Here is a 23,926-nt window from a genome sequence, read left to right as displayed (position 1 = left end):
CGGTTGAGAGGGCATCGCCCCCTTGCCGGAGACCGCCTGTGCCCGATGCCCACGATCCACGTCTCGACGAACGCGAGCGCGAGGAGATTCATGAGCGCTCGAACCCGCCCGCCCTGATCCTGCACGAGGCGATCCGCCTGGAGGGCGAGGAGGAGCTGAAGCGCCCGACCGCCTCCCTCCTGTGGTCGGGGCTGGCGGCAGGGCTGTCGATGGGCTTCTCGATGGTCGGGGAGGCGCTGCTGCAGACGCATCTGCCGGACGCGGAGTGGCGGCCCCTGCTGGCGAGCTTCGGCTACTCCTTCGGGTTCCTGATCGTCATCCTCGGCCGCCAGCAGCTGTTCACCGAGAACACGCTGACGGTCATCCTGCCGCTTTTGCATTGCTGGCGCAGGACGACGCTGCTGCGGGTGGTCCGGCTGTGGACGCTGGTGTTCGCGGCGAACGTCGCCGGCACGCTGCTGTTCGCGGCTTTCGCCGCCGGGACCCCGGCCTTCAGCCCGCCGCTTCACGCCGCCTTCGCGGATCTGGGCGTCAAGGCCGCGGACGGCGGCTTCTGGGAGACCACGCTGCACGGCGTGCTGGCCGGCTGGCTGATCGCCCTGCTGGTGTGGATCACGCCGTCGGTTGGGCAGGCGCGCTTCTTCGTCATCGTCGCCCTGACCTGGCTGATCGCTCTGGGCAAGTTCGCGCACGTCGTCGCCGGGTCGGTCGAGGTGTCCTTCGCCGCCATGACCGGGGCGGTGACCTGGGGCGCCTACGCCGTCGGCTTCCTGCTGCCGTCGCTGATCGGGAACGTGATCGGGGGCGTGGGGCTCGTGGCGCTCATCAACCACGCGCAGGTTCGGCAGGACCATTAGCCCCTCCCGATCAAAGCGAGGATGCGCCGCCGGGAGCCGGGCGGGGAACCAGCGTCGCGCGAAGGGGTTGGTGGACGCAACGGCCCGTCCGGGCCGCCGATCCCAAAGACAGTGTTCCCGAAAACAGGTTTGCACCCGCAATGACCGACAAACCCTTCGACAAGCACGCCCGCCAAGCCGACCGCACAGCCCCAGACCGAACCGTTGCCGAGCAGCGCCGCATCCAGGAGCAGGTCGACCAGCAGGACGCCCGGCAGCCGCAATCGGGCTCGCAAGAGGCCGTGCAGGCCGGCGCGCGGCCCCACCCGGCCCCACCCCTGCCCGAACAGCATCTGGAGAAGCCGGGCCTGGAATCCGACCTGAACCCGCGCCCGCAGTACAAGGCGCCGCAGTACAAAGGCTCCGAAAAGCTTCAGGACATGGCGGCGCTGATCACCGGCGGCGATTCCGGCATCGGGCGGGCCGTGGCGGTGCTGTTCGCCCGCGAGGGCGCGGACGTGGCGATCGTCTACCTGAACGAACATTCCGATGCCGAGGAGACCAAACGGGCGGTCGAGGCGGAAGGCCGGCGCTGCGTGCTGATCCCCGGCGACGTGACCGACGCGGCCTTCTGCCGCGACGCCGTCGGCCGCACGGTCAAAGAGTTCGGGAAGCTGGACATCCTGGTGAACAACGCCGCCTTCCAGGAGCATGTCTCCCGCTTCGAGGACCTGACCGAGGAGCATTTCGACCGCACCATCAAGACGAACCTCTACGGCTACTTCCACATGGCGAAGGCGGCCGTGCTCCACATGAAGGCCGGCGGGTCGATCGTCAATTCGGGCTCCGTCACCGGGCTGACGGGGAACAAGGATCTGCTGGACTATTCCATGACCAAGGGCGGCATTCACGCCTTCACCCGCTCCCTGTCGGAGCATCTGCTGCCGCGTGGCATCCGCGTCAACGCCGTGGCGCCGGGGCCGGTCTGGACGCCGCTGAACCCCGCCGACAAGCCGGCCGAGGGGGTGGCGCAGTTCGGCGGCGACACGCCGATGGGCCGCCCCGCCCAGCCGGAGGAGGTGGCGCCGGCCTACGTGTTCCTGGCCGCCCCCGTCTGCTCCAGCTACATCACCGGGGAGATCATTCCGGTGCTGGGCGGCCACATCAGCCGGTGAGCATCATCCGGTGAGTTGGTGGCCGGGACGCCGCGCCGCGCGGACTTCCGTGAAGACGCGGCGGATTTCGGGGTAGCGGTCCTTCACCGTCCGCTCGATCCGCTCCAGTGCCTCTTCCACACGGCCGACGGCAACGTCGTCGCGGAAGTCCAGGCTGACGTTGGCGATGACCACCTCGGGGCCGAGATGCAGGGCCAGCACCTCGTTGACCCGATCCACCGCGGGCTCGGCCTCCAGGATGGCGCGCACGCCGTCCACGAGGTCGCGCCGCGCCGATTCCCCGATCAGCAGGCTCTTGGTCTCGTAGGCGAGGAATGCGGCGGTCAGCGCCAGCACGCCGCCGATCAGCACCGACCCGATGCCGTCGTACACCGGCTGGTCCAGCATCACCTCCGCCGTGATGCCCGCCGCGGCGATCAGCAGCCCGATCAGCGCGGCGCTGTCCTCGAACAGCACGATGAAGACGGTGGGGTCCTTGCTGGCGCGCACCGCCTCGAACACGCCGGCGCCGCCCCGGCGGGCGTCGAACTCCCGCCAGGCGACGACCCAGCTCACCGCCTCCATGACGAAGGCGACGCCGAGCACGGCGTAGTTGATCCACACGGATTCGATGGGCCGGGGATGCAGGATCTTCTCCACCCCCTCGTAGACCGACACCACCGCGCCGCCGGCGAAGATGACCAGCGCCACCACGAAGGGCCAGAAATACAGCTCCCGCGCGTAGCCGAAGGGGTGCCGCTCGTCCGGCGGCTTGCGGGACCGCCGGATGCCGATCAGCATCAGCGCCTCGTTCCCGGTGTCCACGACGGAGTGCACCGCCTCGCTGAGCATGGACGAGCTGCCGGTCATCGCCGCCGCGACGAACTTCGTGACGGTGATGGCGAGGTTGGCCGCGATGGCGGCGTAGACCACCGCCGTCGATCCCTCCGTTTTCGATCCCTCAGCTTTCTGGCCCTCAGCTTTCTGGCCCTCCGTTTTCTGGCCGCCGGACTTGAATTCGGGTGCGTTGGGGGAGTCTTGGGTCATACGTTCCTGGGGCATGCGTCCGGTCAGCCGAGACGGATGCTGGTGTCGGTCAGGAAGGCGTAGGGCGGCACCACAAGGTTGGCCGGGGCCGGGCCGACGCGGATCCGGCCCGACGTGTCGTATTGCGAGCCGTGGCAGGGGCAGAACCAGCCGCCGAAATCGCCGCGCGGGTCGGTCGTCTTCTGCCCCAGCGGCACGCAGCCGAGATGCGTGCAGATGCCGATGATGACCAACCACTCCGGCTTCTTGACGCGGGAGGCGTCGGTGGCCGGGTCGCGCAGGTCCGATACGTTGACCGCCCGCGCCTCCTCGATCTCCTTGTCCGTGCGGTGGCGGATGAAGACCGGCTTGCCGCGCCAGGTGACGGTGATCGACTGGCCGACCTGCACCGGGGCAAGGTCCACGTCGATGGACGCCAGCGCCAGCGTGTCGGCGGCCGGGTTCATGCTGTCGATCATCGGCCAGATTGCGGCGGCGGTGCCAACCGCGGTGACCGTGATGGTCGTCAGATAAAGGAAGTCGCGGCGCGAACCCTGCGGTGTGCCGTGGCCGGGAGCGTGGGGCGTGGAAACCGTCTCGTTCATGGCAATCCTCCCGAATGCCGGACCGGCGGAAAGCCCCCCGCCGGTCGCCGATCCCTCATGGATCCCCCCTCATGGATCCTCTATGCAGCGAACACCGCAGCGTCCCGTGCGTTTCGGTGAGGGATCGGGGGTTCTGCCATTCCGTTTCCGGAACGGCCTTTTCCCGCAACGCGGGCAAGCCCCATGTTTGCAGCCGGGGGTGGCGGGTGGCGCTGACGACACCGAAAAACCACCTCACCCCCATCGCCGAAGGCGTCAGTCCGCCGGTGCCTCCCCGGTGCCGCCGCTCCATTCGCGGATAAGGCTGTAGGCGACGGCGAGCAGCGTCGGGCCGAGGAAGATGCCGATCAGGCCGAAGGCCACCAGACCGCCGACGATGCCCAGGAAGATGACGATGAAGGGAAGATCGCTGCTCCGCCCGATGAGGATGGGGCGCAGGATGTTGTCCAGGCTGCCGACCAGCAGGCCGACCCACGCCACCAGGAAGATCGCCATGCCCGTTTCGCCCCGGGCGCCCAGCCAGACCGCCGCCGGCACCCAGATGACGGCCGGCCCCATCGGGATCAGCGTCAGGAAAAAGGTCACGAATCCCAGGAAGAAGGCGCCGGGGAGTCCGGCGAACCAATAGCCGAAGGCGGCGGCGATGGCTTGCACCAGGGCGGTGCCGAGCACGCCATGCACGACGCCGTTGATCGTGTCGCCCGCCACATCCAGCGACTGCCGCGCCCGCGCGCCGGCGATCCGCCCCATGACGTTGCGCAGCCGGAGCACGCCGGCACGGCCGTCCCGGTACAGGAAGAAGGCGATCAGGACGCTGATCGCGATCAGCGACGTGCCGGACAGCAGGCCCCCACCGGCCTCCAGCACCCAGTCGCGGACGCGCCCGAAATAGGGCTGCAGGAGCGTGTACAGGGTGGCCTCCCCGCTCGCCAGCGCGCTCCAGCCCTCGTTCAGCCGGTCGCCGACCAGCGGCAGCCGGGCCGCCCAGTCGGGAAGCGGCGGCAGCCCCCGTTCCATGGCGGTGTGCGCGGTTTCGAAGACGCGGAGGACATTCTCCGACATCTTCACCCCCAGCACGACCAGCGGTCCGACCAGCAGCAGCATGACCAACAGCGTCATGATGGCCGCCGCCATCGTCGTGCGCCCGCCGAGCGCGCGTTCGAGGCGCCAATGCAGCGGCCATGTGCTGAAGGTCAGGATGACCGCCCACAGGATCGCCGCGATGAAGGGCCGAAGCACCACGAAGCAGCCGACCACCAGCACCAGCATCAGGGTCAGGACGAGCGCCTTGCGGACATAGCCCATCTCATGGCGTTTCTCATCGCGTTCCGGTGCGTCCGACAGGTCGCCGTGCGGCATCAGCCGGTCTTGCATGAAGTCCGCCATGGCTCTGCTCCTTATGGAATTCCAGGGCTTGGAGTTTCAGGGCGCGATCACCCAGTTGCCCTCATCCGTCTTGCAGAAGTTCATCCGGTACGGAACGCGCTCCTTGGCGCGCATGACGTTGAAGGCGACGTGGCGGCAGGGCAGTCCTTCCCGCTGGTACACGCGCTCCACACGCATGTCGCCGTGGAACCCGGATTGCTCGTTGCGCCAGTCGGCGCGGCTGCCGGCCTTGCCGCTGTCCAGAAGCTGGCGCATGGTGTCCTTGAAGATGGTCCAGTCCTCCGACGTGAAGGTCTTTCCCCCACGCCCGCCGAACAGCATGTTGAACTGCGCCGACGCCGGCGCGGACAGGGCCAGGGTGCCGGCAAGGACCCCGATAAGGACGGCGATAAGGACGGCGGCGGCCGTCAGGATGCGCGATGCGGGTGCCATGGGCTACGTCGCCTCCGTGAGGGTGGGAACGATGGCTTCCTTTCCTTCGTCGAGGAAATCCTGCGCCGTGTTCGTCGCGAAGATGTGCATCAGGCGGGCGACCAGCCCCGTCCAGCCGGTCTGGTGGCTGGCGCCGATGCCGGCCCCGTTGTCGCCGTGGAAATATTCGTAGAAGAGGATGCAGTCCCGCCAGTCGGGATCCTCCTGGAACGTCCGCGCGCCGCCGTAAACCGGACGCTGCCCGGCCTCGTTGCGCAGGAAGATGCTCGCCAGACGCCGGGAGATTTCCTCGGCGACCTGATAGAGCGTCATCATGCGCCCGGACCCCGTCGGGCATTCGACGCGGAAGTCGTCGCCGTAATACATGTAGTATTGCACCAGGGCGCGCACGATCAGCGCGTTGACCGGCATCCAGATCGGGCCGCGCCAGTTCGAATTGCCCCCGAACATGCCGCTGTCGGATTCCGCCGGCAGGTAGGGCACCCGGAATTCCTGACCGCCGACCGAGAACACGTAGGGATGGTCGGCGTGGTGCCGGGACAGGGAACGGATGCCGTAGGGGCTGAGGAACTCGCCCTCGTCCAGCATGCGCGCCAGCACCCGGCGCAGCCGGTCCTCGTTCAGGACGGCGCCCATCAGGCGGCCCTGCCGGCCGGGAACCCGCGGGTCGTGCATGGCGCCCACCATCTCCGGGCGGGCGGCCAGGAAGGCGCCGAAGCGTTCGGCCACGTCCGGGTGCTTCGCCAGGACCTCGCCGTCGAAGACGCAGACGGAGCAGAGCGGCAGCAGCCCCACCATGGAGCGGACCTTCAGCCGCTGCGCCCGTCCGTCCGGCAGGCGCAGCACGTCGTAGAAGAAGCCGTCCTCCTCGTCCCACATGCCCGTTTGTTCGCCCAACCGTGTCATGGCCGAGGCGATCCACAGGAAATGCTGCGCGAACTTCAGCGTCATGTCCGCGTAAACGGGGTTGTGCAGGGTCAGCTCGCCCGCGATCTCCAGCATGTTCAGGCTGAACAGCCCCATCCAGGCGGTTCCGTCCGCCTGCTCCAGATAGCCGCCGGTCGGCAGCGGCGCGCTGCGGTCGAACACGCCGATGTTGTCGAGCCCGAGGAAACCGCCTTCGAAGACGTTCCTGCCCTCGCGGTCCTTGCGGTTCAGCCACCAGGTGAAGTTCAGCAGGAGCTTTTGGAAGATCTGCTCCAGCCAGTGCCGGTCTTCCTCCCGGTCGCGCGACTTCACCATCCGGTAGGTGAAGATGGTGGACCAGGCGTGGACCGGCGGGTTGACGTCGCCGAAGTTCCATTCATAGGCGGGGATCTGTCCGTTGGGGTGCAGATAGCGTTCCCGCAGCATCAGGTCCAGCTGCCCCTTCCCGAAGTCGGGATCGACCAGCGTCAGGGCGATGACGTGGAAGGCCAGATCCCAGGCCGCGTACCAGGGATATTCCCACTTGTCCGGCATCGAAATGATGTCGGCGTTCGCCATGTGGTGCCAGTGGGCGTTGCGGGGGGCTGCCCCGTGCGCCCCCTTGTGGGGGCTGGCTCCGTGCTCCTCCAGCCAGGTGTCGACGTCGTACTGGTAGAACTGCTTGCTCCACAGCATGCCCGCGAGCGCCTGCCGGAACAGGTTGGCCCCGTCGGCGCCGAGGGAGGGCGGCGTGACGGCGGCGTAGAAGGCGTCGGCCTCGCCCCGGCGGGTGTCCATCAGGTCGGCGAAGGCCGGGCCGAAGACGTTGTCGCCGTCCCCCTCCGCCCCGTCGGCGTCAAGGCGCAGGCGGATGGTCCGGCTCTCCCCGGGGCCGAGCGTCAGGCGGTAGTGCGCGGCGGCCTTGGTTCCGGACTTCTCCGGGTTCACCGCCTCCGCTTTGCCATGGACGACGCAGGCGTCGATGCCGTCCTTGACGTAGGGGGACCGGTTCGGCACGCCGAACAGGCGCCACAGGTTGGTTTCGTTTTCCGTGAAGAGAAGCGCCGGATCGCCGTCGCAATGGAGGAACGCCTCCCCTCCCTCCGGATCCGCGGCGCGAACCGCGCGGTGCCCGGCACCGGCCGCCTCGACGAGGGACGGCTTCGGCACGGAGGCCCCTTCGGACTGGTCACCCCAGGACCACCAGTTGCGCCACCACAGCGTCGGCAGGACGTGCAGGTCGGCGGGCTCCGGCCCGCGGTTGTGCACGGTGATCTGGACGAGGATGCGTTCCGGCGCTGCCTTGGCGTATTCCACGAACACGTCGAAGTAACGATTCCCGTCGAACACGCCGGTGTCCAGCAGTTCGTACTCCAGTTCGCGCTGGCTGCGCCGGCGGTTCGTCTCGATCAGGTCGTTGTAGGGGAAAGCGGCCTGCGGATACTTGTAGAGATACTTCATGTACGAGTGGGTCGGCGTGCTGTCGAGGTAGAAGTAATATTCCTTCACGTCCTCGCCGTGATTGCCCTCGCTGTTGGTCAGCCCGAACAGGCGTTCCTTGAGGATCGGGTCGCGCCCGTTCCACAGCGCCAGCGCGAAGCACAGCCGCTGCCGGTCGTCGGAAATGCCGGCGAGCCCGTCCTCCCCCCAGCGGTAGGCGCGGGATCGCGCCTGGTCGTGCGGGAAGTAGTCCCAGGCGCTGCCGTGGGGGCTGTAATCCTCGCGCACCGTGCCCCACTGCCGCTCGCTGAGATAGGGTCCCCATTTTTTCCAGGGGACGCCCTGCTCGCGCGTCTGGTCGAGCCGGACCTGTTCGGCCGTCGCGCCGGTTCCCCGTCGATCACCCGCCTCTGGCATCGGAGCCTCCCACTTTGTCTTGTTGGTTTGCCGTCTTGTTGATTCACTCGGCGCTGACGGGGATGTCCCCCGGCCGCCGCAACGCTTCCTGCGCGGCGAAGCCGATCACGTTGGACGCGGCGTTGGGGTCTTCCACCCGCACCACCACACCGCGCCCGACCAGATGGATTCCATGCTCGTTGAAGGCGCGGATCAGGCGCTGGTAGGCCTCGCGCCGGATCACGAACTGCTCGTCGGGCTTGGCGGTGAACTTCACGCCGATGATCAGCGCATCGTCCTCCACCCGCCGCACGCCCTGGGACTTCAGGGGTTCGATGAAGTTCGGCCCCATCTCCGGATCGGCGGCCAGTTCCTTGCCGATGGTCTTCACCAGCGACTTCACCAGCTCCAGGTCGGTGTCCGGCGGCACGCGGAACTCCAGCCGCATCAGCGCCCAGTCGCGGCTGTAGTTGGTCAGCGCCTTGATCTGGCCGAAGGGCAAGGTGTGGACGGCCCCCCGGTGGTGCCGCAGCTTGAGGGAGCGCAGGGAGATGCCCTCCACCGTGCCGCGCAGCTGCCCGACCTCCACGTAGTCGCCCATGTGGAAGGCGTCCTCCAGCAGGAAGAAGACGCCGGCCAGGATGTCGGCGATGGTGGATTGCGCGCCAAGCCCGATGGCGATGCCGACCACGCCCGCGCCGGCCAGCAGCGGCCCGATCTCGATGCCCAGCGACGACAGCATGATCATCGCCACGACCGCCACCAGCACCACCTGCAGGAACTTGCGCAGCAGCGGCAGCAACGTCACCATGCGCTGCGCCCGCGTGGAGGGGCAGTTGCGTTTCGAGGCGCTCAAGGCCCGGTCGATGGCCCGGATCATCAGCACCCAGGCCACATAGCCCAGCAGCAGCACGACGGACACGTTGAACAGCAGCCGTATCAGCAGCGCGCCGGGTCCCTCGCTCCGTTCGGGGCCGTAGCCCCAGATCATCGCCGTGCCGACGACGCCCAGCACGATCATTCCCAGAAGGATGGCGCGCGTCAGCCGCACCACCTGCTTCCCGGCCTCTTCGGCCTCCGCTTCCTCCAGCCCCGCGCGGTAGAAGTGCGCGAGCGGCCGGGTCAGCAGCAGCGCCACCAGCGGCACGCCGATCGCCAGCAGCAGGCTGGCCATCAGGCGCAGGCCGATTCCATGCTCCAGCCGCAGCGCCGCCGCGACGACGATCATCCACAGCCCGATCAGGCAGAGCGTCGCCAGCGCCGGCCACGCCGCCAGGATCGGCAAGGAGTTTGCGTCCAGCTTCAACGGCTCGGCCAGGACCCGCATTACCGTTGCCCGGCCGCGCCAGACCACCCAGAGCAGGTACAGGAACGGCAGCGTCCCGAGCGGCATCCCCAGCGCGACGGCCGCCTCCCGCGGCATGCCCAGCGCCCGCAGCAGGTCGAGCAGCCCCAGCGCCGCCGCCGTCAGCACCACCACCGTCATCACCGTGCGCTGCAACCCACGCGCCGCAGCCCCGTCGAGCGGCAGCAGCCGGTGCTCCGGATCGTCGGGCGCGGTCAGGACGCGCAGAACACGGTCGATCAGCAGGACGGTCACGGAAAACTGCAGCAACGCCAGCAGGATCGCCGGGGCCGCCGGGTGCGGCGGGCGCAGCACGGCATAGGCGAGCAGAGCGCCCAGCGCGAAGGCCACCAGTTCGGCCAGCCCGGTGCCCAACCGCAGCAGCGGCGTGGCCGCATCCCGCACATGCAGCGCCCGCCGGGCCGCGAACATCGCCACGGCCCCGGCCGCGAGCAGGATCGCCAGCCCCCCCGCCAGCCGCTGCGGCGCCATGGTCGGCTGCGTGCCGTTCGGGTGGTGGAAGGTCTCGGCCAGGATGCCCGGCAGGCGGGGGTAGACGGCGGCGATCTCGTCCAGGCGGCGGGCGTATTCCTGCAAGCCCGTCTCGGCCGCCCTCGTCTCGACCACCGTCCCGACCACCGGGGCGGGCACCTGGACGGGCGCCGCCGTCTCGGCCGCGTGCAGCGGGCCGGTCATCGCCAGGAACAGGAAGAACCCGGCCAGGAGGATGGCTCGCCGATCACGCACCGCTGGGCACTCCCTTGGTCGGGGGCTGGTCCTGCGGGCGCGCGGTCCCGTCGTGCCGGGGCGGCCGGGCGGCTTCCGCCGCCTCCGGCGCCGGCTCCTTGATGCGGAACCAGGTGACGTAGAGCGCCGGCAGGAACAGCAGCGTCAGCACCGTCGCCACGATCAGGCCGCCGATGATGGCGTAGGCCATCGGCCCCCAGAAGACCTCCGGGGCGATGGGGATCATGCCCAGGCTGGCGGCGGCGGCGGTCAGCAGGATCGGGCGGACGCGGTGCATGGTGGCGTTGATGACGGCGTCCCAGGGATGCTCGCCCATCGCCAGATGCTCGTCGATCTGGGCGATCATGATGACCGAGTTGCGGACGATCATCCCGATCAGCGCGACCACGCCCAGGATGGCGACGAAGCCCAGCGGCGTGCCGGTCGGCAGCAGCGCCGCGACGACGCCGATCAGGCCCAGCGGCGCCACGCTGATGACCAGGAACAGCTTCTGGAAGCTCTGCAGCTGGATCATCAGCACGGTCAGCATGACGAAGACCATGATCGGGAAGACCGCCGTGATGGAGGCCATGCCCTTGGCGCTGTTCTCCACCGTGCCGCCGGCCTCGATCGTGTAGCCGGGCGGCAGACTGCGGCGCAGCTGGTTCACCGCCGGTTCCAGCTGCTGCACCACCGTCGCGGCCTGGAGCGGCGGGACCAGATCGGCCTGCACCGTGATCGTCGGCAGGCGGGAGCGCCGCCAGACCACGGGCTGCTCCAGCTCGTAGCGCAGGGTCGCCACCTCGCGCAGGGGCACGGTGCGCCCCTCGGGAATGGCGATCTGGAGGTTGCGCAGCGTCTCGATGGAGCTGCGCTCGGCGTTGCTCGCCTGGGCCACCACGTCGATCAGGTAGATGTTGTCGCGCAGCTGCGTGAAGGCGGCGCCCGACACCGTGGCGTTCAGCGCCTCGCCCAGCGACTTGGAGCTGATGCCGAGCAGGCGGGCCTTGTCCTGGTCCACGTCGACCCGCACCACCTTGGATGGCTCGTTCCAGTCGTAGTTGATCAGCAGCGTGTAGGGGTTGGTGCCGATGGTGTCGGCCATGCGGTTGGCGATGGAGCGCACCTCGTCCACCTCGGGGCCGGAGACGCGGTACTGGACCGGCCAGCCGACCGGCGGCCCCATCTCCAGCGGGCTGACGCGCGTGTTGAGGTCGGAGAAATTCTCGTTCAGCACCTTCTCCAGCCGCGCGCGGACGCCGTCGCGGACCTTGTAGCCCTTGGTCACCACCACGGCCTGGGCGAAGTAGTCGTTGGCGAGCTGCACGTCGAGCGGCAGGTAGAAGCGGATGGCGCCCTGCCCGACGTAGAAGCTCCAGTGCTCGACGTCCGGGTCGGCGGCCAGCACCTTCTCGAACCGCTCCACCACCTCGCGGGTCGCGTTGATCGAGGCGGTCTGGGGCAGCGTCAGGTTGACCAGCAGCTCCGGCCGGTCCGACGCGGGGAAGAACTGCTGCTGGACGAACTTCATGCCGAAAACCGACAGGGCGAACATCGCCACCGTCACCGCGATCACCAGATAGCGCGCCCGCATCGCCATGCGCAGGGCGCCCCGGAACATCCGCATCAGGCGGCCCGGCTCGTGCCCATGCCCCGGCCCGTGCGCCTGCGCCTTCGGGTTGGGCTTCAGCACGTTCACCCCGATCAGCGGGGCGAACAGGACGGCGACGATCCAGGAGAACAGCAACGCCATCGCCACCACGGCGAACAGCGAGAAGCAGTATTCCGCCGCCCCGCCCTGGGCGAAGCCGATGGGGATGAAGCCCGCCACCGTGACCAGCGTGCCGGTCAGCATCGGGAAGGCGGTGGAGGTGTAGGCGAAGGTCGCCGCCTTATCCAGGCTGAAGCCCTCCTCCAGCTTGGTGATCATCATCTCCACGGTGATCATGGCGTCGTCGACCAGCAGGCCGAGCGCGATGATCAAGGCGCCCAGCGAGATGCGCTGGAGTTCGATGCCGAAGAACTCCATGCCCATGAAGGTCATCGCCAGCACCAGCGGGATGGAGGTCGCCACCACCATGCCGGCGCGCAGCCCCAGGCTGACGAAGCTGACGGCCAGCACGATGATGACCGCTTCCTTCAGCGCCTTGGTGAAGCCGGCGATCGACTCCTCAACCACCACGGACTGGTTGGCGACGAGATGGACGTTGATGCCCACGGGCAGGTTCGCCTCGACCTGCCGCATCTTCTCGTGAATGCCCTCGCCGAAGGTCAGCATGTTGCCGCCCGCCGCCATGGAGATAATCATGCCGATGGCCGGCTGGCCGTTGTAGCGGAAGAGCGGGGTCGGCGGGTCGGCGTAGCCGCGCCGAACCTGCGCCACGTCGGCCAGCCGGTAGAACTTGTCGTTGGCGCGCAGGCTGATCGCGCGCAGGCTGTCTTCCGACGTGAAGGCGCCGCTGACCCGGATGCTGATCTTTTCGTCGCCGGCCTGGACCACGCCGGCCGGGGCGACGGCGTTCTGCGCCTGCAGCGCCGCCACCACCTCGTCGCGGTCGATGCCCATGGCGGCGAGCTGGCGCGTGGAGAAGTCCAGGTAAATCTTTTCGTTCTGGACGCCCACGAACTGCACCTTGCCGACGTCCGGCACGCGCATCATCTCGGCCCGCGCCGTTTCGGCGAAGTCCTTCAGCTCGCGATAGCTGAAGCCGTCGGCGGTGAAGGCGTAGACGGTGCCGAAGGTGTCGCCGAACTCGTCGTTGAAGCCCGGCCCCTGCACGCCCTGCGGCAGGGTGGACTTCATGTCGGCGATCTTCTTGCGGGTCTGGTACCACAGGTCGGGCACCGCCTCGGCCGGCGTGTAGTCCTTCAGGTTGACGTAGACGACCGAGACACCGGGCTTCGTGTAGCTCTTCACGTAGTCGAGGTAGGGGATCTCCTCCAGCTTCTTCTCGATCGGGTCGGTCACCAGATTCATGGTGTCCTCGATCGTGGCGCCGGGCCAGTTCGTCTGGACGACCATGGTCTTGATGGTGAAGGCCGGATCCTCCTCCCGCCCGAGGCGCATGTAGGCCAGCCCGCCCGCCAGCGTCAGCGAGAGGATCAGGTACCAGACGAAGGAGCGGTGCCGCAGCGCCCACTCCGAAAGATTGAAGCTGGTCATGGTGCCGCCGCCGCCGTTTCGATGTGTTTGCCGAGCCGGACGCGCTGGCCTTCGGAAAGGCTGTGCACCCCGGCGATGACCACGATGTCGCCCCGGGCAAGCCCATCGGTGACAATGACCGTGTTGCCGCCGGGGACCGTGTTGCCGGGCGGTGTTCTCTCGCCCTCGCTGGGCCGGATGGACACGACCCGGCGCCGGACCGTCTGCTCCTTCGGGTCGACGACCCAGACGAAGCTCTTGCCCTGCTCCTCGACCAGCGCCGTGTCCGGCAGCTCGATCACGGGGGTCGGGTCCTGCTTCAGGCGCCCGGTCACGGTGGCGCCCAGGCGCAGCGCGTCGGGCGGGTTCTGAAGCGCGATCCGCACGGTGTGGGTGCGGGTGACGGGATCGGCCTGGGGCGAGATTTCGCGCACGCGGCCCATCGCCGTGACGTCCGGCGCGCCGGCCAGCGCGACCTCGATCACCGGGTCCTTGGGGGCGGCCCGCAGGCCGGCCTCCGCAACGTTGAAGACGGCTTCCCGCTGTTCCGGCTGGGCGATCCGCACGACCATCTCGCCGGCCTCCACCACTTGCCCGGGCTCGGCCCCGACGGTGGTCACCACGCCGTCCCGGTCGGCCCGCAGCTCGGTGTAGCCGACCTTGTCGCGCGCCGACTGGAGCGCCGCCTGCGCCGCGACCACCTTGGCGTCCGCGGTGCGCATCGCCAGCAGGGCCGCGTCGTAGAGCGCCTGGGAGGTGTTGCCGTTGGCCAGCAGTTCGCGCTTACGGTTCTCCTCGTTGCGGGCCTGCACCTGCTCACCCTGCGCGGAGGCGAGGTTGGCCTCGGCGGTGCGCAGCTCGTTGCGCTGGTCCTGGTCGTCGAGGCGGGCGAGCAGGTGGCCGGCCTTGACTTGGTTGCCCACGTCCACCTTGCGCTCGATCAGCTTGCCGGCGATGCGGAAGCCCAGGTCGGCGTCGGCCCGCGCCTCGATGGACCCGGTCACCGAGTTGGCCAGCCGGAAGGTCACGGGCTCGACCGTGACGGTCCGCACGGGGCGGATCACGGGGGCGGTGTCGGCCCCATGCCCGGCCTCTTGCTTCGCCTGCTCCTGGCAGGCGGCAAGCGGGAGGGCCAGAATGGCGGCCAGGACGGCGGCCGAAAGCAGCTTTGTGCCTGTTGCGCGCGTCATGCCCCGCCCTCCTGCTTGACGGTGACCTTCTGTCCCGGCCGCAGCTTCTGCACGCCGCCGATCACCACGATGTCGCCGCTGGCGAGCCCGCTGGCGACGGTCACCGTGCCCGTGTCGTATTGCAGGACGGAGATCGGCCGCAGGCTGACCGTGGCGGCGGGCTGCGCCACCACCCAGACCGCCGTGCCGCCGTCGGCCGTCTGGAAGAGTGCGGAGGACGGCAGGTTGATGACCGGCCGCACCGGCAGCTTGGCCCGCCCGGTGACCGCCGCCCCCAGCAGGAAGGCCTGGGGCGCGTCGGGCAGCGAGACCTTGACCGTGTAGGTGCGGGTGACCGGGTCGACGCCCGGCGACACCTCCCGGATCGTGCCGTCGGCGACGATCTTGGGATCGCTGACGAGGCGGACCTCGACCGGAGGCAGCTCCTTTTCCCCCTCCAGCCGGGTGCTGGAGCCGGGGACCTGGAACACCGCCTCCCGCTCGCCCGGATCGGCCAGCCGCAGGACCATCTGCCCGGCGGCGACCACCTGCCCCGGCTCCGCGGCCTTCGCGGTGATGACGCCGTCGCGGTCGGCCCGCAGCTCCGTGTAGGACAGCGTGTCCTTGGCGGCGCTCAGCTTCGCCTGGGCGGAATTCAGTTCGGCCTGGGCCTGGGTGAAGCGGCGCAACGCGTTGTCGTACTGGACCCGCGTGGTGAAGCCCTGGGCGAGCAGCGAGCGCTGGCGCTCCTCCTGGGTGCGGCTCTGCTCGACGTAGGCCTGGGCGGCGGCGACGTCGGATTCGGCGGAGCGCACCGCGTTCTGCTGGTCCTGGCTGTCGAGCCGCGCCAGCAGGTCGCCGTTGGCGACGACCGCGCCGACATCCACGAGCCGTTCGACGACCTTTCCGCCGACGCGAAAGCCCAGGTTGCTTTCATGGCGGGCCTGGATTTCGCCGGTCAGGGCGGCGGTGCGGTCGAAGGTCGTTTCCTGCACCGGCACGGCGCGGATCAGCGTCGCCTCGGCCGGGGGCGGCGCCGGCTGCTCGCACCCCAGGAGAGTCAGGCTGGCAAGGAAAGCGGATTTCGAGGTCCATGACATGGTACCGTCATCCTTTCTGATGCCGCTTCCCGAGGATGTCGCGGGTGTGGGACGCGATCATCCGCTCCTCGTCGGTCGGGATGACGTAGGCCCTGACCCGGCTGTCCGGGGCGCTGATGCACGGCGCCCCCGCCGCGTTGGCGGCGGCGTCGAGGTCGAGGCCGAGCCAGCGGCACCGCTCCGCGATGCCCTGGCGGATGGCGGGCGCGCGCTCCCCGATGCCGGCGGTGAAGACCAGCGCGTCGATGCCGCCCATGGCCGCGGCGAGCGACGCGACGGAGAGGCTGGCCCGGTAGACGAAATACCGGAGCGCGAACCGGGCGCGCGGGTCGGCGCTCTCCAGCAGGTCGCGGACGTCGTTGCTGATGCCGGACAGGCCCTTCAGGCCGCAGTCGTGGTAGAGCAGCCGCTCGATGGCGCGGGCGTCCAGGCCCCGGTCCATCAGGTACAGGACCACGCCGGGGTCGAGTTGCCCCGGCCGGGTCCCCATCGGCAGCCCGTCCAGCGCCGTGAAGCCCATGGTGCTGTCCACGCTGCGCCCGTCCTGGATGGCGCACATGCTGGCGCCGCTGCCCAGATGGGCGACGACGACGCGGCCCGCCGCCACCTCCGGCGCCACGTCGGGCAGGCGCCGGACGATGTATTCGTAGCTGAGGCCGTGGAAGCCGTAGCGGCGCACGCCGTCGCGGTACAGCTCCTCCGGGATCGCGTAGCGGTCGGCCAGTTCGGGATGCCGGCGGTGAAAGGCCGTGTCGAAGCAGGCCACCTGCACCACGTCCGGCATGATCTTGCGGATCGCCCGGATCGGCGCGAGGTTGTTCGGCTGGTGCAGCGGGGCGAGCGGGACGTACGCCTCCAGCGCGGCGATCACCGCGTCGTCCACCACCACATGGGTGTCGTACAGCGGCCCGCCATGGACCACGCGGTGCCCGATCGCCACCGGCAGCGCCCCGCCGAGCCGTTCCCGCAGCCACGCCCCCAGAAAGGCGAGCGCGCCGGGCACGCCGTCGGCCGTGATTGGGTGCTCGCCACCCCCTCCCCCGGCCCCTTCCCCGCCGTCGCCGCGCACGACCAGCCGGGGACGGGTGCCGATCCCCTCGATCTGTCCTTTCAGGAGCGGCGGGAGCGTTCCGTCCGCCAGATCGAACAGCTGGAACTTGATGCTGGAGGAGCCGGCGTTGAGGACAAGGATTGTCCCGGCGGGGATGGTCTCGGCCATGGCGGTCACCCCTTCACCGGTTGGGCCAGCCGCGTGCGGTGCGCGTAGAGCGCCGCCACCGCGCAGGAGGCCATGCGGGTCATGACGCTGTCGGCCCGGCTGGTCAGCACGATGGGAACCCGCGCGCCGAGCACGATCCCCGCCGCATCGGCGTTCGCCAGGAAGGTCAGGTTCTTGGCGAGCATGTTGCCCGCCTCCAGATCCGGCACGACCAGGATGTCGGCCTGCCCGGCGACGGGTGAGTCGATGCCCTTGATGCGCGCCGCTTCCGGGCTGATGGCGTTGTCGAGCGCCAGCGGGCCGTCCAGAACGCCGCCGGTGATCTGCCCGCGGTCGGCCATCTTGCACAGCGCGCCGGCCTCCACCGTGGAGGCGATCTTCGGGTTGATCGTCTCCACCGCCGACAGGATCGCCACCTTGGGCAGCGGGTTGCCCAGCGCGTGCGCCAGCTCGATGGCGTTCTGTATGATGTCCCGCTTGTCCTCCAGCGTCGGGGCGATGTTCACCGCCGCGTCGGTGATGAACAGCGCCTTGGGGTAGGTCGGGACGTCCATGATGAAGACGTGGCTGATGCGCCGTTCCGTCCGCAGCCCCGTGTCCCGCCTTGCCACCTCGTGCAGCAGCTCGTCGGTGTGCAGGCTGCCCTTCATCAGAAGCTGGGCGCGGCCCTGGCGCACCAGCTCCACGGCCGCCGCGGCGGCGGCGTGGCTGTGCGGCACGTCGACGATCTCGTAGCCGGCGGACAGGTCGATGTGGCCCTCCTCGGCCACGGCGCGGATGCGCGCGGCCGGACCGACGAGGATCGGCGCGATGAAGCCCTGCTTCGCCGCGTCGATCGCCCCGCCGAGCGAGGTGGCGTCGCAGGGATGCACCACCGCGGTCGGCACCGGCGGGATCTCGTGGCAGGCGGTGACCAGCTGCTCGTACTTCTCATGCCGGCGCGCGGGCGGCGTGTCGGCAAGCGTTGGCCTGTCGGTCATGCCCGATCCCCCTCACCAGCGCAGGAAAAGCCCGACGTCCCCCGGCATGCCGCCGGGATATTCCAGGATCTGGGCGCGGAGCTTGTAGCCCTTCTGTTTCAGGTGCTTGTCGAAGATCTCGTAGGCTTCGCGGGCGTAGCCGGTCAGGGAGTTCGGCCAGTCCGGCTCGAAGCTGTTGATGGCGCGCCCGCCGTCCGACAGATAGCTGCTGGGGAAGCGGACGATCTGGATTTCGTTCACGCCGCGCTCCGCCGCCGCGCGCACGGCGCGGGTGAAGCGCTCCTTGGCGTCCGGACGGATGTGCTGGTTCATGAAGGCTTCGCGGATGGTCTCCTGCTCGTCATGGCGCTTCTTGTCCCGTTCCATCGCCTCGCGGAGCTTCGCCATCTCGCGCTCCTCGGCGATCTTGCGGAGTTCCGTCGGGCTGATCAGGTCATCACTGATGGAGGGGGCGGGTGTTCCGGCGGCGGTCTCCGGCGTGGGCCGATCGACGTTGCTCATGGTGCGTGTCTCCTCGTTCGAGGGTGGGATTCACGAGGTTGGGATTCACTTGGCTTTCGCGGGGGCACCCGCGCGGCGGCGACCGGCGGCCTTGCCGATTTCGGCGGCGGCCTTGGCGACCGATGACCCGCTGCTCAGCGGCACGATGCGCAGCGCGGTCTCGCCCTCCGCCCCTTCCTCTTCGGCCAGGATGGCCTGGACCTCGCGCAGGCGGGTGCGCTGCTCGTCGGTCAGCGGCCTGGAGGCCGCAAGAACCCGTTCGGCCAGCGCGACGACGTCCCGGCGGGATGCCTCGTCCGGCAGGAGGCGGGGCAGAGCCGCCATCGCCGCCGCCTCGTCGATCAGCATCAGAAGGAACTGATCGCGGAAGATCGCGCGCATCTGCTCAAGCGGCACATGCCCGGCCTCCGGGTACTCGTCGCGGATCTGGCGCAGCATGTGGAAGGAGCGCTCGTCGACGCTGCCCTCGGTCGGCCGTGCGTAGAGCAGGACGCGGAGCAGGGCCTCGCGCAGCCCGCCGTCCTCCACGCGCTCCATGATTTCGGCCTTCCTCTTCTCGACCAGCGCTTCGAAGGCCTCGTCGCGCAGGTGCGGGGGACGCGCCTCCTCGCCGGGTGCTGCCAGCCCGACCAGCGCCTGGAGCAGCGGGGAGTCGTAGGTGTTCAGAAACGCCCGCTCCACGGTGCTGTCGCGCAGGTCGCGGTAGCCGTTGAGCATCCGGACGATGCCTTCCGAAAACTGCTCCTGCGCCTTCAGGAAGGGGTTGTCCGGATGCATCGGCCGGCGGTTCTCCCGCACCATGTCGGCCAGCCGTTCGACCGGCGCCAGGAAGGGGTTGAGGTGCGAGAAGAGGTAGTATTGCGCCCGGTGGCTGTTCGTCAGGCGCAGCCATTGGGCCATGGGCTCCGTCACCATGGCGCGGATCCAGGGCCGGGCGAAGGTGACGTACAGCCCCTTGTTGATCTCCGAGATGCGGGCGACCGTGGCGAAGCGCCGGTCGTCTTCCGGCGTGTTGCGGCCCATGGCGCGGATGTCGTCCAGCGTGCGCGGCTCGAACCGGGTGACGTAGTTGCCGGCGATCAGGTCCGCCCCCGGAACGTCGGGGTCCTTGGGCTGGATGACCATCTCGTAGAGGCCGGGCGGCAGCAGGTCGATCAGGTCGATGTTCTCGACGAACTCCGCCGTCTCCTTGCGCGCGATGCGGCCGGACACGAAGATGCCCAGGTGCCCGATGTCCTGGTGCAGGTTGTAGACGATGGTCTGCTCGCGCGACCGGATCTCGTCCACGCTGTCGTACAGGTCGAGGATCCAGCCCAGCGCCTGTTGCGGCGGCGTGATGTTGTCGCCCCAGGACGCGAAGACCAGGATGGGGGAGCGGATGTTGCGCAGGTCCAGCCGCCGGCCGTCCTTGCCGATGATCTCGCCGGAGGTCAGCTTGTTGCCGACGAACAGTTCGTCGGTGATGGTCTCGATTTCCTCGCTGTTGAGCAGGAAGAAGCCGCTCCACCACTTCTCGAACTCAAGGTAGCGCGGGCCTTCCGTGTCGATGGAGGCGTACAGGTTGTACGCCTTCTTCCAGTAGGTGTTGGCGGGGTCGAGCTTTTCGAAGTTGTCCACCAGATGCGCGCCGTCGAATTGGCCGTTGCCGAGGTCGCCGGCCAGCGCCGCCATCCAGGCACCGCCGTACAGCCCGCCGAGGTAGCGCATCGGGTTCTGGCCCTTCACGCCCGACCAATAGGACAGCGGGGAACCCGCGATGATGAGCGGCCCCATCAGGTCGGGCCGCACGGCGCTCAGCGCCATCACCGCCCAGCCGGCCTGGCAGTTGCCGATGACGCAGGGCTTGCCGTCGGCCTTGGCGTGCATCTTCCCGATATGCTCGATGAAGGTCGCCTCGGCCGCGCCCACGTCCGCCAGCGTCTGGCCCGGCACCGGATCGGGGTAGAAGCCGATGAAGTAGCAGGGATGGCCGGCGCGCAGCGCCGTGCCGATCTGGCTGTCCGGCTTGAAGCCGCCGATCCCCGGGCCATGACCGGCCCTGGGGTCGACGATCACGAAGGCCCGCTTCGTCAGGTCCGTGCCGACACCGGGGTCCGGCAGGATGCGCAGCAGCATGTAGTTGCAGGGGCGCTTCAGCTTCCGCCCGTCCATCACGATCTCATGCGGGAAGCTGAGGACCGGCGGCTTTCCCTGCTGGGAATGCTCGATGAACTGGTCCCCGCGCCGGCGCAGGACGTCGAGAAACAGGATCCAGCGCTGCATGGCGTCGAAGCCGTAGTCGACGGCGTCCTGAACCGGGTTGGGAAACGCCGGCATCGGGGCGGCGGGGGCGGTTTTGCCGCTGCCGGAATGCCCTCCGCCGGAATGCCCGCCGAATTGGCTCAAGGCGGACAGAAAGGGAAACGCCGCGCTCCAGGCGGAAAGCCAGGTCGTCAGGGGCTGCTGCGTCGCCAGGGGCTGCTGCCGCTGCTCTTGCATCACGTTCGATCCCTCTTTGGTGGCCCTCTTTGGTGGGCCTTTTTCATGGTCGGCTTTGATGGTCGCCGGCCGGCTTTGATGGTCGCCTTCGGTTTCGGCCTGCCCGGCGAGTGCGGTTGCTAGGCTAGGGGAAAGCGGCCGGGGGAAGCTGTACGTAACCGTTACCGAAGCGGTGCTGCGGGCAGTGTTACCGTATCCCCCTTGACCACCCTTACCGCCACGGAAGCAATCGCACCAGAATTGCACTGAAATTCTGGCAATTTCTCTGTTCGTTGACTTCCGCTCAGCGCGCGCCGGCACGCCGGCGAGGCGCCGATTCAGGGCTATGTCTTTCGTTGAGTGGCGCCAGCATCGCGGAGCCGTTGCAGACCGGCCGCAAGGCACTGCCTTTACTTCAGAATCCCAACGCGGCGAGCATGCCGCAAATTGCCGCCGAGCCAAAGGGGGGAACAGTTGACAAGGTTACAGTAACGAAAGCGAAAGTTGCGCACCATCGCCAAAACGATGTGAGAGCTCCGCTCCAGAATGGGGTAGACCAAACCATGCAGACGGGTATGAGCACGTATATCTTCCGCGACAGTTTCGCCGAGAAGAGCCTTCTAATATAAGGTTATCAGTAAGGTCGTTTTTGCCAGACCGCGCTCTGGTATGCCACCAAGCCTTCCAGGGCAGTGATTTTTGAATTCTACGCTTTGTTCACGTTTGAATATCGTTGGTGTTGCTTTTCGAAGATCAGTATCTTCATTTGCGCTGTGGTTCACGCCGCCGGAATCCAAGATTTCGGAGATGATGCGCCGTCAATCATTCGAGTTGGGCATTCGAGTTGGGCATTCGAACCCGTTATTCGAACAATGAATGGCTGCGCGGAAACGGCATGCATTCAGCTTTCCCCGTCGGCTTTCCCTGGCTGACTGGGGAGAGGAGCCGAAGAGACGGGAAAGTCTCCGGGCGAGGCCATCGAATGCAAGGCCAAAAATGGAGGATTTGTCATGTCCCATGCCTCCGACGAAGCGATCCCGTCTGCGCTCATCGACGAGGCGCTGGAACGGGTTCTCGCCAGCCGGGGATTCCGTGGGTCCGCGCGGAAGCGACGCTTCCTTGAATTCATCGTGGAGCAAACCCTGGCCGGCCATGCCGACCGGATCAAGGCCTACACCATCGCCGTGGACGTGTTCGACCGCGACGCCAGCTTCGACCCGCTGCTCGATCCCGTCGTCCGCATCCAGGCGGGCCGCATCCGCCACTGTCTGGAGCAGTATTACGTAACCGAGGGGGCCGAGGATCCGGTCCGGATCACGATTCCGAAAGGCAGCTACGTTCCCCACTTCGACCTGTTGCGGCACCCCTCTTCGGACGCTCTCCCGGCAAGCGCCGGAGCCGTGCTGCCGGCTCTTGTGCGGGTGGCAGGACCGGGGGCGGAGGACCCGGCGTCGCCGGCGTCGCCGGCGCCGTCCGAACCGCCGGCGCGTGGATGGGGGCTGAGAGCCGTCAAGCCCCCGATCAAGGCCCTCATCGGCCTGACCGCCGGGGCGGTTCTCCTGCTCCTGGCCGCCCTGACGTTCCATCTCGTTCGGGGTGTTCCCCTCGCGCGGACGGAACCGCCGGCCCCGCCGCCGGCCGTCACGGCCACCGTGCGCGGACCGTCGCTGCTGGTGGTGCCCTTCGCCAACGGCACCGGGAACCCGTCGCAGGACATCTTCGCCGAAGGCTTTACCGAAGACCTGATCGGGGCGCTGATCCGCTTCAAGAACCTGCTGGTCTTCGGGGCCGACACCAGCTTCCGCTACCGTTCCGCTTCGGCGCTGCACGATGCCGAGCCGGCCGTCGACATCGACTATGTGCTGAAGGGCAGCGTCACCCAGATCGGCGAGCAGGTCCAGATCACCGTCACGCTGATGAGCGCCAAGGACCGCCGCTACATCTGGTCCGACAGCTTCCGCCGCGACGTCACGCCGGCCACGCTGATCGACCTGCGGCAGGACATCGCCGCCCAGATCGCCCGCGCGCTGGCCCAGCCGCACGGCGTGATCTATTCGGAAGAAGCGCGCGGCAGCGCCGGGCGGCCTCCGACCGCGCTGTCCTCTTACGAATGCATGCTGAGGACCCGGCAATACTGGCGCCAGTTGAACGCGGCCCTGCACGCCCAGGTGCGGACCTGCCTGGAACACGCGATCAAGGCCGACCCGCTGTACGCCGATGCCTGGGCGGCGCTGGCCATGGTCACCGTCGACGAGGCCCGGCTGGGCTTCAACCCGAGCCCCGCCCGCCCCGACCCGATCACGACCGGCCTGCAACTGGCCAAGCATGCGGCGGCGCTTGGCCCGGACACGCCCCTGCCGCTCCAGGCGCTCGGGATGGCCTATTGGCTCCACCGCGAACCGCAGGCCGGCATCGCCGCCTACGAACAGGCGCGCGCCCTCAATCCCAACGACAGCGACATCCTGGCCGACCTCGGGCGCTGCTACAGCCTTATCGGCGCCTGGGATCGGGGCATCCCCCTGATCCGCGAAGCCTATGCGCGCAACCCGGCGCAGCCGAGCTGGTACCGCATCGTGCTGGCCCTGCACCATTACATGAACGGCCGGTACGACGAGGCTCTGGTCGAGGCCAAGCGGGTCAACGTGCCGGAATCCGTTCTCCCGCACGTCGCCCTGGCGATGATCCACGCCGAGGCCGGCCACGGCGCCGAAGCCTCCGCCGAAGTTGGGGAAATCCTGCGGATCGACCCCAGGTTCGCAGAGAAGGCGATCGCCGAATTTGAACGGCGCAACATCGCGCCGGCCACCATCGCGCGGATCGTCGACGGCCTGCGCAAGGCCGGCCTGCCCATCGCCCCTCAATGGGCCTCCACCGAGGGACGGACCTCCCCCAAAGAGCGTTGAGGTCACCCCCTCCCATCGGTGCGGTTCCTGACCGTGATACGGTGGAAAGTTACCGTAGCAGGGGCCGGACCGCGCGCTTGCTACTTCTGAACATGCCCCCGAATGCGGCTGAATGACTCCGGGAGGCCATCGTCCCGGAAGCAATCGTCCCGGAAGCAATCGTCCCGGACGTCGCCCGGATGCCACCAGTGATGCCATCTGTC

The 23,926-nt window shown here is 68.5% G+C and carries 15 protein-coding genes and 1 pseudogene; 3 read left to right on the top strand and 13 right to left on the bottom strand.

The features are described 5' to 3' along the window. Positions 1-38: 38 nt before the first annotated feature. Positions 39-857: a formate/nitrite transporter family protein gene (locus tag ACSVC7_RS13790; protein ID WP_448204907.1), complete on the top strand. Its 819-nt coding sequence runs from the start codon at positions 39-41 to the stop codon at positions 855-857. A gap of 140 nt (positions 858-997) precedes the next feature. After that, a complete protein-coding gene (locus ACSVC7_RS13785; RefSeq protein WP_448204908.1) occupies positions 998-2,011 on the top strand; it encodes an SDR family oxidoreductase in 1,014 nt (337 codons plus the stop codon). 3 nt (positions 2,012-2,014) lie between these two features. On the opposite strand, the gene ACSVC7_RS13780 is transcribed toward ACSVC7_RS13785, so the two are convergent. From ACSVC7_RS13780 to ACSVC7_RS13720, 13 genes and pseudogenes are all read right to left on the bottom strand, one after another. Continuing rightward, positions 2,015-3,037 carry a cation diffusion facilitator family transporter gene (locus ACSVC7_RS13780; RefSeq protein ID WP_448204909.1) on the bottom strand — a complete coding sequence of 341 codons (1,023 nt, stop codon included), beginning with the start codon at positions 3,035-3,037 and terminating at the stop codon, positions 2,015-2,017. A gap of 23 nt (positions 3,038-3,060) precedes the next feature. Beyond that, complete coding sequence (gene petA, locus ACSVC7_RS13775; protein ID WP_448204910.1) at positions 3,061-3,621, bottom strand: ubiquinol-cytochrome c reductase iron-sulfur subunit; 561 nt, start codon at positions 3,619-3,621, stop codon at positions 3,061-3,063. Positions 3,622-3,876: 255 nt separating this feature from the next. Continuing rightward, positions 3,877-5,007, bottom strand: coding sequence for an AI-2E family transporter (locus ACSVC7_RS13770; RefSeq protein ID WP_448204911.1), 1,131 nt, complete (start codon positions 5,005-5,007; stop codon positions 3,877-3,879). A 36-nt stretch (positions 5,008-5,043) separates the two neighbouring features. Continuing rightward, the gene (locus ACSVC7_RS13765; protein ID WP_448204912.1) at positions 5,044-5,439 is read right to left on the bottom strand and encodes a hypothetical protein; all 396 of its coding nucleotides are present in this window, start codon (positions 5,437-5,439) and stop codon (positions 5,044-5,046) included. 3 nt (positions 5,440-5,442) lie between these two features. Continuing rightward, positions 5,443-8,202, bottom strand: a complete 2,760-nt coding sequence (locus ACSVC7_RS13760) for an MGH1-like glycoside hydrolase domain-containing protein (RefSeq protein WP_448204913.1) — start codon at positions 8,200-8,202, stop codon at positions 5,443-5,445. Between the two features lie 43 nt (positions 8,203-8,245). Further along, a complete protein-coding gene (locus ACSVC7_RS13755; protein ID WP_448204914.1) occupies positions 8,246-10,273 on the bottom strand; it encodes a mechanosensitive ion channel family protein in 2,028 nt (675 codons plus the stop codon). After that, complete coding sequence (locus tag ACSVC7_RS13750; protein WP_448204915.1) at positions 10,266-13,415, bottom strand: efflux RND transporter permease subunit; 3,150 nt, start codon at positions 13,413-13,415, stop codon at positions 10,266-10,268. Before ACSVC7_RS13750 ends, ACSVC7_RS13755 begins: the two co-directional genes overlap by 8 nt. Then, positions 13,412-14,584 (bottom strand): efflux RND transporter periplasmic adaptor subunit, encoded by a 1,173-nt coding sequence (locus ACSVC7_RS13745; RefSeq protein ID WP_448204916.1) that lies wholly within the window; start codon positions 14,582-14,584, stop codon positions 13,412-13,414. Before ACSVC7_RS13745 ends, ACSVC7_RS13750 begins: the two co-directional genes overlap by 4 nt. Continuing rightward, positions 14,581-15,663, bottom strand: a complete 1,083-nt coding sequence (locus ACSVC7_RS13740) for an efflux RND transporter periplasmic adaptor subunit (protein WP_448204917.1) — start codon at positions 15,661-15,663, stop codon at positions 14,581-14,583. Before ACSVC7_RS13740 ends, ACSVC7_RS13745 begins: the two co-directional genes overlap by 4 nt. Before the next feature lie 7 nt (positions 15,664-15,670). Further along, positions 15,671-16,882 (bottom strand): acetate/propionate family kinase, encoded by a 1,212-nt coding sequence (locus ACSVC7_RS13735; RefSeq protein WP_448204918.1) that lies wholly within the window; start codon positions 16,880-16,882, stop codon positions 15,671-15,673. A 5-nt stretch (positions 16,883-16,887) separates the two neighbouring features. Beyond that, positions 16,888-17,823: pseudogene (locus ACSVC7_RS13730) on the bottom strand (bifunctional enoyl-CoA hydratase/phosphate acetyltransferase); the annotation flags it as partial. Between the two features lie 51 nt (positions 17,824-17,874). Then, positions 17,875-18,363, bottom strand: a complete 489-nt coding sequence (locus tag ACSVC7_RS13725) for a hypothetical protein (RefSeq protein ID WP_448204919.1) — start codon at positions 18,361-18,363, stop codon at positions 17,875-17,877. 45 nt (positions 18,364-18,408) lie between these two features. Next, entirely contained in the window at positions 18,409-20,841 is a 2,433-nt protein-coding gene (locus tag ACSVC7_RS13720) for a DUF3141 domain-containing protein (protein ID WP_448204920.1), read from the bottom strand. A 989-nt stretch (positions 20,842-21,830) separates the two neighbouring features. Between ACSVC7_RS13720 and ACSVC7_RS13715 the strand changes: the two genes are divergently transcribed. Then, a complete protein-coding gene (locus ACSVC7_RS13715) occupies positions 21,831-23,723 on the top strand; it encodes a hypothetical protein (protein WP_448204921.1) in 1,893 nt (630 codons plus the stop codon). Positions 23,724-23,926 lie beyond the last annotated feature (203 nt).

The organism is Azospirillum mesophilum, from assembly GCF_053470405.2.
The sequence above is the reverse complement of the archived record's forward strand: the minus strand, read 5'-3'. Positions and strand labels throughout refer to the sequence as shown.

What these genes read in the sequence shown, in the direction of transcription:
- ACSVC7_RS13715 (WP_448204921.1), top strand. Translation starts at nt 21,831, where the DNA reads ATGTCCCATGCCTCCGACGAAGCGATCCCGTCTGCGCTCATCGACGAG.
- ACSVC7_RS13760 (WP_448204913.1), bottom strand. Translation starts at nt 8,202, where the DNA reads ATGCCAGAGGCGGGTGATCGACGGGGAACCGGCGCGACGGCCGAACAG.
- ACSVC7_RS13765 (WP_448204912.1), bottom strand. Translation starts at nt 5,439, where the DNA reads ATGGCACCCGCATCGCGCATCCTGACGGCCGCCGCCGTCCTTATCGCC.
- ACSVC7_RS13735 (WP_448204918.1), bottom strand. Translation starts at nt 16,882, where the DNA reads ATGGCCGAGACCATCCCCGCCGGGACAATCCTTGTCCTCAACGCCGGC.
- ACSVC7_RS13780 (WP_448204909.1), bottom strand. Translation starts at nt 3,037, where the DNA reads ATGACCCAAGACTCCCCCAACGCACCCGAATTCAAGTCCGGCGGCCAG.
- ACSVC7_RS13720 (WP_448204920.1), bottom strand. Translation starts at nt 20,841, where the DNA reads ATGCAAGAGCAGCGGCAGCAGCCCCTGGCGACGCAGCAGCCCCTGACG.
- petA (WP_448204910.1), bottom strand. Translation starts at nt 3,621, where the DNA reads ATGAACGAGACGGTTTCCACGCCCCACGCTCCCGGCCACGGCACACCG.
- ACSVC7_RS13740 (WP_448204917.1), bottom strand. Translation starts at nt 15,663, where the DNA reads ATGTCATGGACCTCGAAATCCGCTTTCCTTGCCAGCCTGACTCTCCTG.
- ACSVC7_RS13725 (WP_448204919.1), bottom strand. Translation starts at nt 18,363, where the DNA reads ATGAGCAACGTCGATCGGCCCACGCCGGAGACCGCCGCCGGAACACCC.
- ACSVC7_RS13750 (WP_448204915.1), bottom strand. Translation starts at nt 13,415, where the DNA reads ATGACCAGCTTCAATCTTTCGGAGTGGGCGCTGCGGCACCGCTCCTTC.
- ACSVC7_RS13770 (WP_448204911.1), bottom strand. Translation starts at nt 5,007, where the DNA reads ATGGCGGACTTCATGCAAGACCGGCTGATGCCGCACGGCGACCTGTCG.
- ACSVC7_RS13745 (WP_448204916.1), bottom strand. Translation starts at nt 14,584, where the DNA reads ATGACGCGCGCAACAGGCACAAAGCTGCTTTCGGCCGCCGTCCTGGCC.
- ACSVC7_RS13785 (WP_448204908.1), top strand. Translation starts at nt 998, where the DNA reads ATGACCGACAAACCCTTCGACAAGCACGCCCGCCAAGCCGACCGCACA.